18 protein-coding genes are annotated in these 15,515 nt (G+C 45.3%); all 18 read left to right on the forward strand.

Translation table 11 applies throughout. The annotated features are described in order from the left end of the window. Nucleotides 1–2 precede the first annotated feature (2 nt). The 18 genes from EV209_RS12580 to EV209_RS12665 all read left to right on the forward strand — a co-directional run bounded on the left by EV209_RS12580 (nucleotide 3) and on the right by EV209_RS12665 (nucleotide 15,505). Nucleotides 3–2,729: a helix-turn-helix transcriptional regulator gene (locus EV209_RS12580; protein ID WP_130435818.1), complete on the forward strand. Its 2,727-nt coding sequence runs from the start codon at nucleotides 3–5 to the stop codon at nucleotides 2,727–2,729. 20 nt (nucleotides 2,730–2,749) lie between these two features. Next, nucleotides 2,750–3,001: a hypothetical protein gene (locus EV209_RS12585; protein ID WP_130435819.1), complete on the forward strand. Its 252-nt coding sequence runs from the start codon at nucleotides 2,750–2,752 to the stop codon at nucleotides 2,999–3,001. 370 nt (nucleotides 3,002–3,371) lie between these two features. Continuing rightward, nucleotides 3,372–3,716, forward strand: coding sequence for a hypothetical protein (locus EV209_RS12590; protein WP_130435820.1), 345 nt, complete (start codon nucleotides 3,372–3,374; stop codon nucleotides 3,714–3,716). Then, nucleotides 3,700–4,113 (forward strand): hypothetical protein, encoded by a 414-nt coding sequence (locus tag EV209_RS12595; protein WP_130435821.1) that lies wholly within the window; start codon nucleotides 3,700–3,702, stop codon nucleotides 4,111–4,113. Before EV209_RS12590 ends, EV209_RS12595 begins: the two co-directional genes overlap by 17 nt. An 18-nt stretch (nucleotides 4,114–4,131) precedes the next feature. Then, nucleotides 4,132–4,365: an SH3 domain-containing protein gene (locus EV209_RS12600; RefSeq protein ID WP_130435822.1), complete on the forward strand. Its 234-nt coding sequence runs from the start codon at nucleotides 4,132–4,134 to the stop codon at nucleotides 4,363–4,365. Between the two features lie 19 nt (nucleotides 4,366–4,384). Continuing rightward, nucleotides 4,385–4,756: a phage head-tail connector protein gene (locus EV209_RS12605; protein WP_207220613.1), complete on the forward strand. Its 372-nt coding sequence runs from the start codon at nucleotides 4,385–4,387 to the stop codon at nucleotides 4,754–4,756. Beyond that, nucleotides 4,749–5,123, forward strand: a complete 375-nt coding sequence (locus tag EV209_RS12610; protein ID WP_130435823.1) for a DUF7211 domain-containing protein — start codon at nucleotides 4,749–4,751, stop codon at nucleotides 5,121–5,123. Before EV209_RS12605 ends, EV209_RS12610 begins: the two co-directional genes overlap by 8 nt. Nucleotides 5,124–5,147: 24 nt before the next feature. Then, nucleotides 5,148–6,893, forward strand: coding sequence for a terminase TerL endonuclease subunit (locus EV209_RS12615; RefSeq protein WP_130435824.1), 1,746 nt, complete (start codon nucleotides 5,148–5,150; stop codon nucleotides 6,891–6,893). Between the two features lie 24 nt (nucleotides 6,894–6,917). After that, on the forward strand, nucleotides 6,918–7,361 hold the full coding sequence (locus EV209_RS12620; protein WP_130435864.1) for a hypothetical protein: 444 nt from the start codon (nucleotides 6,918–6,920) through the stop codon (nucleotides 7,359–7,361). Nucleotides 7,362–7,377: 16 nt separating this feature from the next. Further along, entirely contained in the window at nucleotides 7,378–8,736 is a 1,359-nt protein-coding gene (locus tag EV209_RS12625; RefSeq protein ID WP_130435825.1) for a phage portal protein, read from the forward strand. Next, nucleotides 8,737–9,576 carry a hypothetical protein gene (locus tag EV209_RS12630; RefSeq protein ID WP_130435826.1) on the forward strand — a complete coding sequence of 280 codons (840 nt, stop codon included), beginning with the start codon at nucleotides 8,737–8,739 and terminating at the stop codon, nucleotides 9,574–9,576. It begins immediately after the preceding gene. A 15-nt stretch (nucleotides 9,577–9,591) separates the two neighbouring features. Next, nucleotides 9,592–11,493 carry an HK97 family phage prohead protease gene (locus EV209_RS12635; protein ID WP_130435827.1) on the forward strand — a complete coding sequence of 634 codons (1,902 nt, stop codon included), beginning with the start codon at nucleotides 9,592–9,594 and terminating at the stop codon, nucleotides 11,491–11,493. Nucleotides 11,494–11,556: 63 nt separating this feature from the next. Next, nucleotides 11,557–11,853 (forward strand): DUF7253 family protein, encoded by a 297-nt coding sequence (locus tag EV209_RS12640; protein ID WP_243647591.1) that lies wholly within the window; start codon nucleotides 11,557–11,559, stop codon nucleotides 11,851–11,853. Then, on the forward strand, nucleotides 11,828–12,151 hold the full coding sequence (locus EV209_RS12645) for a hypothetical protein (RefSeq protein ID WP_207220614.1): 324 nt from the start codon (nucleotides 11,828–11,830) through the stop codon (nucleotides 12,149–12,151). The genes EV209_RS12640 and EV209_RS12645 overlap by 26 nt, the downstream gene beginning before the upstream one ends. Before the next feature lie 15 nt (nucleotides 12,152–12,166). After that, nucleotides 12,167–12,877: a hypothetical protein gene (locus tag EV209_RS12650; protein ID WP_130435829.1), complete on the forward strand. Its 711-nt coding sequence runs from the start codon at nucleotides 12,167–12,169 to the stop codon at nucleotides 12,875–12,877. 88 nt (nucleotides 12,878–12,965) lie between these two features. Then, entirely contained in the window at nucleotides 12,966–13,367 is a 402-nt protein-coding gene (locus tag EV209_RS12655; protein WP_130435830.1) for a hypothetical protein, read from the forward strand. Nucleotides 13,368–13,394: 27 nt separating this feature from the next. Continuing rightward, nucleotides 13,395–13,940, forward strand: coding sequence for a hypothetical protein (locus EV209_RS12660; RefSeq protein WP_130435831.1), 546 nt, complete (start codon nucleotides 13,395–13,397; stop codon nucleotides 13,938–13,940). A gap of 5 nt (nucleotides 13,941–13,945) precedes the next feature. Further along, nucleotides 13,946–15,505: a GH25 family lysozyme gene (locus EV209_RS12665; protein WP_130435832.1), complete on the forward strand. Its 1,560-nt coding sequence runs from the start codon at nucleotides 13,946–13,948 to the stop codon at nucleotides 15,503–15,505. The last annotated feature ends 10 nt before the right edge of the window (nucleotides 15,506–15,515 follow it).

Genomic DNA, 15,515 nt, shown 5'->3' on the forward strand with positions numbered 1-15,515 from the left:
CCATGAATCCCATTGTGGAAGATATGTTAATGCATTACGGGATGCCAAGACGTTCCGGAAGATATCCTTGGGGTTCTGGAGACAACCCTTATCAACATAGCGGAGATTTCCTAAGCCGCGTTGAGGAATTAAAAAGCCAAGGACTCAGCGAAACAGAGATTGCAAAATCAATGGGTCTTACCACGACTCAGTACCGTACTCAGAAGTCTTTGGCAAAAGATGAAAGAAGGGCTTTAGATGTAGCAAGAGCGAGGTCTCTGCGCGAAGACGGAAAAAGCTTGAATGAAATCGCGGCAATCATGGGTTTCTCAAATGATTCCTCTGTTCGTTCTCTTTTGAATGAGAACTCAGAAGCTCGTATGAATCAGGCTAGAAAAACGGCAGATTTCTTAAAAGAGCAGATTGAGAAAAAGGGAATGATTGACGTTGGAACTGGTGTTGAACGAGAACTCGGCATTTCAAAAGAAAAACTGAATCAGGCACTTTACATACTGGAGTCAGAAGGCTATCCGGTTTATGGAGGCGGCGTCCCTCAGGTCACGAATCCAGGAAAACAGACCAACATTAAGGTTATTTGTCCTCCTGGAACGGAGCATAAAGAGATTTACAATTTCGAGAATGTTCATTCTTTGAGCGATTATGTTTCTCATGATGGCGGTGAAACCTATGACCCTAAATATGTCTATCCGAAAAGCATGGATTCCAGCCGGATTCGGATAAGATACGCCGAAGATGGAGGAACTCAAAAAGATGGAGTTGTCGAAATTCGGAGAGGCGTTGACGATTTATCTCTTGGCGAATCTCATTATGCGCAGGTTCGAATTCTTGTTGACGGCACACACTACATCAAAGGAATGGCTATCTATTCTGACGATCTTCCTGATGGTGTGGATATTGTGTTTAACACGAACAAAAAAACCGGAACTCCGATGCTCGGTCCTAAGAATGATACCGTTTTGAAACCTATCGGAAAAGATCCTGACAATCCTTTTGGCTCTCTGATAAAAGATGGTATTGTCGATCCGGATGATCCGACTTCTAAAAAGGGTGGACAGAGTTATTACTACGACAAAGATGGTAAAAAACAGCTTTCTCTTATTAACAAAAGAGCAGAAGAAGGCGACTGGGGAGAATGGAGCGATCATCTTCCGTCACAGTTTTTGTCAAAGCAGAGTATGACTCTGATTAAGAAGCAGCTCGGCTTGGCTACCGCTGATAAACAGGCAGAATTTGACGAGATTTGTTCCCTTACGAATCCTACCGTCAAAAAAGCTTTGTTAAAATCTTTTGCTGATGATTGCGATTCTGCGGCAGTCCATTTACAGGCAGCCGCTTTGCCAAGGCAAAAGTATCAGGTAATTCTGCCTATCACTTCTATGAAAGACAATGAGGTGTACGCTCCTAACTATCGGAATGGGGAACAGGTGGCTCTTATCCGATTTCCTCATGGCGGAACCTTTGAGATTCCGGTTCTTACAGTAAACAATAAGCAAGCCGATGCCAAAAGAATTCTCGGCAATGCTATGGATGCTGTTGGTATCAATAGTAAGGTTGCAGAAAGATTATCCGGTGCCGATTTCGATGGTGATACCGTTATGGTGATTCCTACTGGCGGTAAGGTAAAGATCACATCAACTCGTGCATTGGAAGGCCTGGAGGGATTTGACCCTAAGCTTGAGTATGGCGGAAAGCCTGAAGGAAGTTTCAAGCCTATGAGAAATACTCAGACTGAGATGGGTAAGATTTCAAATCTCATTACTGATATGACTCTTCGCGGAGCATCTGAAGATGAACTTGCCCGTGCGGTTAGACACAGCATGGTTGTAATCGATGCCGAAAAACATCATCTTGATTACAAGCAGAGCGAAGTTGATAATGGAATCGCATCTCTGAAAAAGAAGTATCAGGGAAATTATGATGAGGATGGCCGGTATCATGAAGGCGCTGCAACTCTGATTTCGCGAGCCAAGTCTGAGACATCAGTTCTTAAAAGAAAAGGAAGTCCTATCATAAATCCGGAAACAGGTGAGCAGACCTACAAAGAAGTTTATGAGGAATACACTGACAAGAATGGAAGAACAAGAGTCAGAACTCAGGCCAGTACAAAGATGGCTGAAACCAAAGATGCATTCACCCTTGTTTCTGATGCAGATACCCCCCAGGAAAGAGCTTATGCTACTTATGCTAACGAGATGAAGTCTCTTGCTAATCGTGCCCGTAAAGAGATGCTTGGAACCGGTAAGATTGCCTACTCCGCCTCTGCTAAAGAGACCTACCAGGAGGAGGTAGATCATTTGATGGCCCAGTTAAATGTGGCACTCAGGAACGCTCCTCGTGAAAGGCAGGCCCAAGTTATTGCGAATGCTACGGTGGCTGCTAAGAAACAGGAGAATCCCGATATGACAAGAAGCGAGATTAAGAAAGCATCTCAGCAGGCATTGACAGCAGCTCGTACTACAGTTGGGGCATCAAGAGAAACGATTTCGATAAGTGACCGTGAATGGGAAGCTATTCAGGCTGGCGCTATCAGCGAGAACAGGCTTACGCAGATCATCAACAACGTAGATATCGATACACTTAGGCAACGCGCAACACCTCGCTCCACCACAGTTCTAAGCACAGCCAAGGTGAACAAGATTGCATCTATGAGTGCCTCTGGGTACAGCACTGCCGAGATAGCCGAGGCTCTTGGAGTATCCACATCAACCGTAAACAAATACCTAAAATGAAAGGAGTGAGCTAAGCATTTATGGCAAGACGATGCGCTTTAACAACAGTTGATAATCCTTTCAATCCATTTGAACAGTTCACTTCTTGGTTCCTGTTCGATGAGGAAAAAGGGTATCATTCCAGTGCTTACTTGGGAAGAATTGCTCGAACTTCTGATCAGCTTTCAGATGAAGAAAACAATCAAGAAATTGAAAGAGCAATTGATGAGATTATCAAGTATGACTTCACCAACATCTACCGAAAAGTGACACAACAAGTTGCAACTGCTTAAAAGAAAACATAAAAAAGTAAGTTTCTGGTGTTAGAATTACTTTTCGACACAAATAGGGCTTGGATAGCCCATCAGACTGGCGGATAAAAGACATAGGGGGAGGGTCGCTGAAAAGGCACCCCCTCCCACATCGCGGCGGTCTTTAAAAATTCTCCGGGGGTATATTTTAGGATTGCCCTTCTATTCTCCTACGGTATTTAAACGAGCTCATGGGGCTGGTGTCGCAATAGCTGTGGTTCTTTTGCTCTTTTTCTCCTTTCAGCGAAAAAGTATATTTGCCGGCTTCATGAGTTCTTTTAAATACCGTAGGAGAACTATTTTAAAAGAAATAGGAAACAAGCAATAATCTAATCGAGAGGAGGCGGCAAGTATGGGAAAAGCCAGGGCTGCAAGCTCTTCTGATTCTTCAAGAAAGATGCGACCAGCGTTGACACCCGAAGCAAGGGAAAATCAGATGATTTCTCTTGCAGTGGATCTTGCTGAGAGACAGTTGATGGAGGGGACTGCCTCTTCTCAGGTTATAACGCATTATTTAAAACTGGGGTCTACAAGAGAGCGTCTGGAGAGGGAGAAAATAGAACGCGAAAATGAGTTGTTAAGAGCAAAAGTGGAATCACTGCAATCTGCACATCGTTCAGAGGAATTATATGAAAATGCGCTGAAAGCGTTTCGACGGTACAGTGGCGAGGAGGATTTGGATGATGAAGACTTATAGTGAGTTAATCCGAATTCCAACTTTTGAGGAACGGTATCAGTATCTCAGACTTTCCGGAAAGGTTGCAGAAGAAACTTTTGGGTTTAGGCGATGGCTTAATCAGGAATTCTATCATTCCGACGAATGGCTGAAATTCAGAAATAAAATCATCATCCGGGATAATGGCTGTGATTTGGCTTTGGAGGGATTTGAGATTTTTGGCTCAATTATTATTCACCATATCAATCCTATAACCTATGAGGATATTCTAAACCGAAACCCGTGTGTGTTTGACCCGGATAATGTTGTATCTACAAAACTCTCAACTCATAACGCAATTCACTATGGAGACAAATCTCCAATTTCCCATATTCCAACTGAACGAACAAAAAATGACACTTGTCCATGGAGACGTTAAAGGAGGAGAAAACAAATTATGGAATCTAAAGAAATGACAGCAACACGGAAAGAATCGGTAATCGGACTGGTAAGCAATTGCGCAAATCTCAGAGTCCGCAAGGAGCCGGATGACAAGGCTGAGGTACTTGGCACTATTCCGGTTGATACAGAGGTTATGATCGAGGAAGACGAACCTTCCAGCGAGTTTTACAAGGTTTTTACCGCCTCTGGATTAGAAGGCTTCTGTATGAAACAGTTCATCACGGTTTAAATGAAGAAGGAGGACCGTGATGGAAAAGAGCATACCAAGCATACTGACATCGATTAAAAAGTTGCTCGGAATCGCAGAAGAATACCAAGTATATGATGCTGACCTCATCATGCATATCAATTCTGTGTTTTCAATTTTAACTCAGCTTGGCGTCGGTCCTTCCGATGGATTTTCCATCGAGGACGAGGACGCTGAGTGGACGGATTTCGTTCCTGAGAAATCTAAGATTGAATTTATAAAATCTTATATGCATTTAAAGGTTAAACTTCTCTTTGACCCACCGCTTGCATCTGCGGTTATCGAATGTATGAACCAGCAGATAAAAGAGCTTGAGTGGCGTATTCTCGTTGCGGTTGATCCGAGTGGAGAGGAGGAAATTCAAAATGGATAATACCTTGACCCACCATGGCATTCTCGGAATGAAATGGGGCGTTCGCCGAACCCCTGCACAGTTGGGACGGGGAAAAAGCTCAGCAAAAAAGAGTTCTTCGGATGATTCCCATGAGGATTATAAGAAAGCTCACGGTTCCAAGTCTGTTAAGACCATGAGCGATGCAGAACTTAGAAGCCGTTTAAATCGTCTTCAGATGGAACAGCAGTATTCCAAATTATCGTCGAGCAATGTAAATAAAGGTAAGCAGTATTTTAACAACGTTATTAAAGCCGGCACAACCGTTGCAACTGTAACATCTACTGCGCTGACGATTTACAACAACTACGATAAGATTAAGAAAATTATTTCGGGCACATCCGATTAAAAGCGGAAACGAGGTGAGTAAATTATGGCATTGTCGAACACTGCCGTTCCGAAGTATTACGGCGCGTTCAGAGATGCCGTAATTCGCGGAGAAATACCTGTCTGCCGTGAAATCGAGATGGAAATGAACCGAATTGATGAACTTATCGCAGACCGTGGAATTTATTACGATGACCGTCCGGTTGAGGGTTGGATCGCATATTGCGAGGAAGAACTTACTTTAACCGATGGGGGCAATCTTGTCATGCTCGATACATTCAAACTCTGGGGCGAACAGATATTTGGATGGTATTACTTTGAAGAGCGAGAGGTATGGGAGCCGAACCCGAATGGTCCCGGCGGGCATTTTGTAGTAAAAACTATCAAGAAGCGCCTTATTAACAAACAGTATTTGATTGTTGGGCGAGGAGCTGCCAAGTCTTTGTACGATTCCTGTATTCAATCCTATTTCGAAAATATTGATACTTCTACCACTCACCAAATAACAACGGCTCCGACTATGAAACAGGCGGAGGAAGTGATACAGCCAATAAAAACAGCCATTACAAGAGCAAAAGGTCCGCTGTTTCGGTTCCTTACGGAAGGTTCTTTACAGAACACCACAGGTGCTAAAGCGAACCGTGTGAAGCTTGCCTCGACTAAAAAGGGAATTGAAAATTTTTTCACAGGTTCTCTGATAGAGGTTCGTCCGATGTCCATTGATAAACTTCAAGGTTTGAGAACTAAAGTATCGACAATTGATGAATGGCTGTCTGGTGATGTAAGGGAAGATGTGGTCGGCGCTATCGAGCAGGGCGCTTCGAAACTCGACGATTACCTCATCATCGCAACCAGTTCCGAAGGAACCGTCCGGAACGGCAGCGGCGATACAATCAAAATGGAATTGATGAAAATCCTAAAGGGCGAATACCCGGCAATTAACACGTCCATTTGGTGGTATAAGCTCGATTCCATTGATGAGATTTCAGAGCCTAACAAATGGCTGAAAGCTAACCCTAACCTTGGAAAAACCGTTACGTTTGAAGTATATCAGCGAGATGTGGAAAGAGCCGAGAACGCCCCAGCCGCCAGGAATGATATTTTGGCAAAGCGGTTCGGGCTACCAATGGAAGGTTATACCTATTACTTTACTTATGAGGAAACTTTGAAATATCGTAAGCGTGATTTTTCTGGTATGCCTTGTTCTATGGGCGGCGATTTATCAAGAGGCGACGACTTCTGTGATTTTACCTTTATGTTCCCTTTGCCAAATGGGACATTCGGAATCAAAACCAGAGCGTATATTTCGGACCTGACATTTCGGAAACTTCCTTCTGCAATGCGCAGCAAGTATGAGCAATTCATATCGGAAGGCAGCCTGATTGTCATGGAAGGAACTGTTTTGGATATGATGCAGGTATATGAAGATCTGGATAATCATGTGGCTGAACGAGGCTACGATGTTCGTTGTTTCGGGTATGACCCTTATAACGCCAAAGAGTTTGTTGAAAGATGGGCATCTGAAAACGGATCATTTGGTATCGAAAAGGTAATACAGGGGGCAAAAACAGAATCCGTTCCTTTGGGAGAGTTAAAGAAACTTTCAGAGGAGCGGATGCTTTTATTTGACGAAGAACTAATGTCTTTCTGTATGGGCAACTGCATTACTATCACAGACACTAATGGGAACCGAAAGCTTTACAAAAAGCGTGGCGACCAAAAGATTGATGCCGTGGCAGCTATGATGGATGCCTACATTGCTTACAAACTGAACAGAGATGCGTTTGAGTAAAGGAGGTGAGCGCGTTTGTCAGAGATGATGGAACATCATGGGATTTTGGGACAGAAATGGGGCGTTCGCCGAACCCCTGCTCAACTCGGAAATCTCAGTAAGAAAGATGCGAATTGGGTCAAGAAGAAAAGCGAGAAGATTACAGAGCAGGCTCGCCGAAAATCTTCAAAAGAAATGAGCCAATACGCGAATGCAATACTTCGAACTCCCGGCGCTGTAAATAAATCCGGAAAATTGAGTTCATCGGCAATCAATGCCTATAACAAGAAAATGGCTGAACTTATGAGCCAGTCAGCTTCAAAGATTCGGTCTCCGTCCGGAAAGGTCGTCCAGTTCGTAGCAAAACGCGGGGAAATCGGCGTTATGATGGCGCTCGCCGATGAAGGTTATAACATGGCGCAGCTTCGAAATGGTGTATGGGCTTCTGGGCGGGTTGCTTACAAAAAGACAGTGCTGGATAAGGCGTAGGGAGGTGATGAGAAAAATGGATGTAGCGATTGGTTCCAGGTTTAGACATGCCTGGAATGCTTTCCGAAGTAACGGTCAGCAAAACTATTACCGCGATATCGGAACCGGATATTCTTACCGGCCAGACCGTCCCCGCCTTACCAGAGGAAATGAGAGGTCTATTGTCACTTCCGTATATAATCGTATCGCATTGGATGCGGCTGCGATTAACATTCAGCATGTCCGTTTGGATGATAATGAACGGTTTCTTGAGGTTATAAAGTCCGGTTTGAACAATTGTCTTTCTTTGGAAGCCAATATAGATCAGACCGGGCGTTCTTTTATTCAGGATGTCGTCATGTCGATGCTGGACGAAGGATGCGTGGCTATTGTGCCTACCGATACCGATGATGATCCGGAAGATGGAGTAGCGGGTTCATTTGACATCGACAAGATGCGAACCGGAAAAATTCTCGAATGGTATCCAAAGCATATTCGTGTTCAGGTTTACAACGAGAATACTGGTTTAAAAGAAGACATCCTCATGCCAAAGGAAGCAGTTGCGATTATTGAAAATCCGCTGTATGCAGTTATCAATGAACCAAATTCCACAATGCAGCGGTTAATCCGGAAGTTGAATCTTTTGGACGTTGTCGATGAGCAAAGCAGTTCCGGAAAACTGGATTTAATTATCCAGCTCCCGTATGTCATCAAGACAGAAGCAAGGCGTCAACAGGCCGAAAAACGGCGTAAAGATATCGAACAGCAATTGTCGGGTTCTAAGTATGGTATTGCTTATACCGATGGTACCGAGCATATCACTCAGTTGAATCGTTCTGTCGGGAACAATCTAATGACCCAGATTGAATACTTAACGAGTATGCTATACAGCCAGTTAGGAATCACTCAGAGTATATTAGACGGTACCGCCGATGAAACGACGATGCTCAATTACTATAACCGGACAATTGAGCCGATTGTTTCTGCTATTGTTGATGAAATGAAGCGAAAGTTTCTGACAAAAACTGCACGCTCTCAAAAGCAGTCAATCATGTTCTTTAGAGATCCGTTCAAGTTGGTTCCTGTTACCGAGTTGGCTGAGATTTCTGATAAGTTGACCCGCAACGAGATTGCAACTTCAAATGAGATGCGGCAGACGATTGGGTGGAAACCATCGAAAGACCCGAAAGCGGATGAACTTCGGAATAAGAATCTTAACCAGACAGAAGCAGAGGTCAAATCTGGAAATTCGACAACGACCGATGAAGAAGTTTCAACTGGTGAAAGTGAGCAAGATCGCATTGTAAATGAATTGTTGGATAGTCTTGAAGCTGAAATAGAAAAGATAATCGGCGATTACATTTCTGATGACGAGGAAGAGGAGGGTGATTCGTAGATGGACAATGATCTTCAGCATTATGCTTCTCCCTATTATGACCCTCAAAAAGCTCACGAATATTATATGCGAACCAGAGAACTGAAGGGACGACGTTCGGCTACTAAGCTTTCGGATGAGGGAAAGAAAGTCTGGTCCTATACCAAAAATGAAATCAAAGCCGAGAAGAAGGCTAAGGTTGAGGAGGAACAGGAAAAGCGAAAACAAACTATAACAGCGCTTAGAGAAAGAGCATCGGCTACAAGAGAACAAATTTCCGCACGCCTGAGGGAATTGAACGATGCTTTAACCAAAAGGGCATCTCGTAAAAAGGAGTCAATAGATTCGGATAAAAAATCTGATTTAGAAGACATCGAAAAAACTTCAACGGCAGCGAAGGAAAGGATAACGTCCAAAACTAATTCTGCTATAGAACGTCTTATGGCCGAAAAGATTCCGGACAGTTTGCCAAAAGCAGAACGGGCAAAGCGGATAGCTGAGCGTAACGAGAAAATCGCTAAGTTGCGTTCGGATTCGAAAGCGGCAAAATCAAAGGTAAGCGAAGAATCTCAGTCCAGTAAAGAAGATGTTCGCTCTGATGCCACTATGAAAAAGCAGCGGGTGTCGGAACAAACAAAAGAAGAACGGGCGGATAATTCTGCAAATGCTTCAGCCGAGCGAAAGCAGGTTGCTAATGAGCTGAAGTCAGCAATCTCCGCGGCCAGAGAAGCATATAAAGCAGCAAAGGAGTCTTTGGATTCTTCTTATGAGGAAATCTATCAAAGAGAATTTGATAAGATTGCTGCTGAGATGCCGAAGATATCCAAGCGCAAAGGTAAATCATCAAAGAAAAAGAAGTAAGGAGGAAATTTCAAAATGGCGAAATATGATTTCAGTGGCTGGGCCACAAGAAATGATTTACAGTGCGCCGACGGAAGAATTATCCGTAAGAATGCTTTTAAACAGCAGGATGGCGAGACTGTAAGCCTGGTTTGGAACCACCAGCATGATTCCCAGGATAATGTTTTGGGACATGCGTTGCTGGAAAATAGGGACGATGGTGTTTATGCCTACTGCACCTTCAATGATACTGAATCCGGTCAGACTGCTAAAAAGCTGGTTCAGCATGGAGATGTCGTCTCTTTGTCTATCGCAGCAAATCAGTTGAAACAGATGGGAAAAGATGTCGTTCACGGTATTATCCGTGAGGTTAGCCTCGTTTTGGCCGGCGCAAATCCCGGAGCCTACATCGATACGGTTATGAATCACGGCGTTGCCGTTGAGGACGAGCTGATCATTAACTACAACGAGAACATCATGCTCTATCATTCGGATGATGAGGACGAACCCAAAGACAAGAAGCCGGATGATAAAGGCGAATCTAAGGATAAGAAACCGGACGATAAACCGTCGGATGACGATGAGACTGTCGGCGAAGTCTTTGACCGGATTTGTAAGAAGCTCGATGAAAAAGAGCAGAATGTGGTTCTGGCTATGGTCGGTATGGCTCTCGGTGAAAACGGGGAGCAGAAAGATAACAATGACGATTCTAAAGGAGGAAACGAAGATATGAAACATAATGTGTTTGACAACAAGGGCGAGACTCAGGACAATGTTCTCTCTCATGCGGCTCAGAGCGAAATTCTGGAGCTTGCCAAATCCAGCAACGTTGGTTCTCTGAAGCTTGCTATGAAAATCTACAGTGAGGAGCACGGACTCCAGCACGCTGACATCAGCGGTTTTGTTCAGACTGGCAACGGAAACATCACCACTATGTTCCCGGAGTATGTTGAGGCTCATCCCAGTCGCACTCCCGAACTCATCACCAATGATATGGGATGGGTTGATGCTATCATGGCCAAGACTCAGAAAATCCCTCACGGGCGGGTTCGCACTTCTCATGTAGACATTCGGAACATCGATGCGCTGGCTGCTAAGGGTTATCAGAAAGGAAAAGAGAAGAAGATTACCGGTAACTATGAGCTGGTAAGACGTACCACCGACCCTCAGACCGTATATGTTACTTCTGAGCTTCATCGTGATGATGTGGTGGACATCGAAGATTTCGATTATGTTCAGTTCCAGTACAGCATCGACCAGATTTCTTTGAAGGAAACTCTGGCTGTTGCTACTATGCTGGGTGATGAGCGTCCCAACAGCGATCCTGAGAAAATCTTCCCCGATAAGATCCGACCTATCTGGACTGATGACGAGCTGTATACCATCCACAAGGATGTGGACTTTGCTGCTATGGCTAAGGAACTTCAGGGCGCCAATACTGAGCAGTATTTCGGTGAAAGCTTCATCTATGCGGAAGCTATGGTTACAGCTCTGCGCAAAGCCCGCAAGGACTTCCGCGGTACCGGCAAGCCTGATCTGTTCATTACTACCGATATGCACAACACCATGATTCTCGCCCGTGACCGTAACGGCCGTCGTATTTACGAGACCGATACTGAACTGGCTGCGGCGCTGGGTGTTGCCAATATTTATGAGGTTACTCAGTTCGAGGGAAAGGTTCGTACCGATGCCACTGGAGCTAAGCATACGCTTCACGCAATTTGTGTGAATATGGCTGACTATGGTTACGGTGCCTCCAAGGGCGGTGATGTGACGCATTTCACCGATTTCGATATCAAGTTCAATCAGCTTCAGTCACTGCTGGAAACGAGGAAGTCCGGTCAGCTTACCAGAATCAAATCAGCCATCGTTATTGAGGAGCTGGTTAAATCTACTTCTTCCGGGAGCGAGTCTACAACTCCTTCTGTGAGCGGCTAAGCAATCCGTTGGAGGTGAAAATTCAAAATGGCGAAATTTTACGGACCAATCGGCTACGCTGAAATGGTGGAAACAAGGCCCGGCGTGTGGGACGAGAAGATTACAGAGCATATGTACTTTGGCGACCTGACCCGAAACACGCGCAGGCTTCAAAGCACCGAAACACTCAACGATGACATCAACATCGCAAATGAGATTAGTATTGTCGCCGATCCGTTTGCCAATGAGAATTTTCATGCTATGCGGTACGTTGGGTTTATGGGCGCGAAATGGAAAATTTCCAACGTGGAAGTACAGTATCCGAGATTGATACTTACGGTGGGAGGTGTTTATAATGAGCAGGCGTCTGAAACTACATAATATTTTATGTGAGATTTTGGGTTGTCCGAATGAAGGTCTCGACTGTCGCGCTTATTTTCAGCCTCCCACTTCTGTTAAGATGAAATACCCCGCCATTGTATACGGTCTTGAAGACATTGATAAGAAGTATGCAAATGACGGGGTTTATTTATCTCAACGAAAATATTTGGTGACAGTCATTGACAAAGACCCGGATAGCCCGATTGTAGGTAAAGTGGCTGCTTTGCCGCTTTGCGGCTATAACCGGCATTACGAAAAAGACAATCTGAATCATGATGTCTTTGAAATATTCTTTTAAAGGAGGAACAAATCTATGAAACTTGTTTGGGATAAAACTGGCGAGCGTCTGTATGAGACCGGTGTCGATCATGGCGTTCTTTACCCTATTCAGACTGGTGGCGTTTACAATAAAGGCGTTGCGTGGAATGGTCTGAGTGCTGTGTCGGAAAGCCCTTCCGGAGCGGAGGCTTCTCCGATTTACGCGGACAATATTAAGTATCTGAATCTCATGTCGGCGGAGGAATTCGGAGCTACTATCGAGGCGTATATGTATCCGGATGAATTTGCGGAGTGCGATGGTTCCGTGGAAGTTGTGCCCGGCATGTTTGCGGGACAGCAGTCCAGAAAGACGTTCGGTCTCTCTTACCGGACGATTCTGGGCAACGATGTTGACAACAATGACTATGGCTATAAGCTGCATCTGATTTACGGTGCTTTGGCGGCTCCGTCCGAGAAAGGCTATTCCACCATCAATGACAGCCCGGAACCGATCACGCTTTCCTGGGAGATCAGTACGACTCCGGTGGCTATCAATACGGTCATCGACGGCAAGAAGCTGAAACCGACGGCGTGTCTTACGTTCGACTCCACCAAGTTCGATGCCAAGTTCATGGCCAAGCTGGAGGAAATCCTTTATGGCACGGAACCTACTACTGAGGGTGGAGACGATGGTGTCGATGCAAGACTGCCGCTGCCGGATGAAATCCTGAAGCTTTATCAGGAAACTACCCAGATTGCGGGTTAATTTACAATCGCACATATAAACAGACAAGGGAGCCGTTTCAGTGTAAAAGCTGGCGGCTCTTTTTTTTATTGAAAGGAGAAAAATTATCATGTTAAAGAAAGCAATTACCTATACGGATTATAACGGTACGGAGCGTACCGAAGATCATTACTTCAACCTTTCCGAAGCGGAGTGTATGGAGATGGAAATGGGAACTACCGGCGGGCTGTCCGAGATGATTCGGAGAATTGTGGCTGCACAGGATACCCCGGCCATTATCAAGATTTTCAAAGAACTGATTCTTAAAGCCTACGGTGAAAAGAGTCCGGATGGAAAACGGTTTATCAAGTCTGACGAGCTGTCCAAGGCTTTTTCTGAAACGGAGGCTTATTCTGTCCTGTTCATGGAGCTGGCAACCAATGCGGATGCAGCGGCAAAGTTTGTGAACGGCATCGTCCCGAATTCCAGACAGGGTGTAGCGGCACCGGCGTTGGCTCCGGTAACAAATTAAATCTGAAAGCAAGAGGAGGTGGAGGGAATGTTGCGAATTACAATACCTGCTGGCGAGGAGCAATGGGATGAAATAAATCAGATGTTTATCTATCCCAAAGAGCAAACATTGCAGTTGGAGCATTCCCTTGTCTCCCTTTCAAAATGGGAATCCAAATGGTGCAAGCCTTTCCTTACAAAGCAGGAAAAGACGCTTGAGGAAACTTTGGATTATGTGCAATGTATGACACTCACGCAAAATGTGAATCCGGAAGTGTACAACTACCTGACAACATCTTGTATCGACCAGATTAACCGGTATATTGACGCTCCGATGACTGCCACACGTTTTACGGAGGAAAAGGCAGTAAAAGCCAGCCGGGAACAGGTTACGGCAGAGATTATTTACTACTGGATGATTGCTTTGAATATTCCGTTTGAGTGTCAAAAGTGGCATCTGAACCGGCTTCTTACTCTTATTAAGGTGTGCAACATCAAAAATTCGCCGCCTAAAAAGAGAAGCAGAAGGGAAATCATGAAACGCAACGCTGCTTTGAATGCGGCACGAAGAAAACAATTAAATTCAAAGGGGTGATAATCATGTTTAAAAAACGCGGAATAGATATCTCAACCTGGCAAGGAAATATTGATGCTGGGAAGGTTAAGAATAGCGGGATCGAGTTTGTAATTCTCAGAGAGGGCTACAGACAGACAGCGGATTCCAGATTCTTTGAGAATGCAAGGAAATGCAAGGAAGTGGGGCTTACCGTTATGGGTGTGTACCACTTTTCTTATGCACTCAATGCTGAACAGGCGAAGCAGGAAGCGCAATCATGTATCGCGAATCTCCAGAAAGCCGGCCTCGGCAAAGACACTATCGTGTTCTTCGACTTCGAGTATGACACAGTCACAAAGGCAGCGGCTTCCGGCGTGACACTTGGGAGAGCTGAATGCAACGCACATACGAAAGCTTTCTGTGAAACGGTGGAATCTTTCGGATATAAGGCCGGGATTTATTTTAACATCGATTACTACCGGAACTGGTATGACCACGATCTGCTTGACAAATATGTCAAGTGGCTTGCCGATTGGAGCGGCGATGCTGATTATTCCTGCTCTTTCCATCAATACAGCAGTAAGGGCAGCGTTCCGGGAATCAGTGGAAATGTTGACATGAACTACTACTTTGTAGAAGAAAGCGGCACAGTTGTAACTGGGGTAACGGCAAATGCTGTGCTGGATGTTGCCCGTGGCTGGCTTGGCTATTCCGAAGCAAACGGGAAGTTCAAAGAGATTTTGGATACTTACAATTCCCACAAGCCGCTTGCTCGCGGTTATGCAATAAAGACTACCGACGAATGGTGCGACGCATTCGTATCCGCCTGTGCAATTAAGGCGGGAGCTGTTGACCTGATTGGGACCGAAGTGGGCTGCGAAAAGCACATCGAAATCTTCGAGGAAAAAGGCATCTGGATTGAGGACGGATCTGTGAAGCCTGAGGTCGGCGACGTAATTCTGTTCAACTGGGACGATTCCACACAGCCGAATGATGGTTATGCCGACCATATTGGTTATGTGGAACAGGTCTACGGTGACACAATTGTCTGTATCGAGGGTAATAAGGGCGAAAGGGTTGACCGCCGTACTATCAATGTCGGCTGGGGGTATATCCGTGGGTTCGCCCGTCCGAAGTATGCAGCCGGCACTTCAACCGTTGTTTCTCCGGAAACGAAGAAGACCATAGATGAGATTGCCAACGAGGTGATTCATGGAGCTTGGGGTAACGGCGATGCTCGTAAAAATTCCCTTACTGCGGCTGGTTACAATTACGCTGAGGTTCAGGGGCGTGTAAACGCTATCCTTTCCGGAAAGGCTGGGGTTTCCAAGAAGTCCGTAGACGAAGTGGCGCGGGAAGTGATTGCCGGGAAATGGGGTAACGGAGATGCCCGCAAAGAGGCGCTAACCAAGGCCGGCTACAACTACAGTGAGATCCAGAACCGCGTCAACGCTCTCGTCTCTTCTTCCAAGAAATCGGTTGATGCTGTGGCCCGTGAAGTCATACAGGGAAAATGGGGCGTCGGTGAAGATCGGAAGAACCGGCTGAAAAAGGCCGGCTATGACTATTCCGCAGTTCAGAGCCGGGTAAATGCGCTTATGTAGAGGAGAATTT

Origin of the sequence: Cuneatibacter caecimuris (assembly GCF_004216775.1) — a bacterium.
GTDB classification, from domain to species: domain Bacteria; phylum Bacillota; class Clostridia; order Lachnospirales; family Lachnospiraceae; genus Cuneatibacter; species Cuneatibacter caecimuris.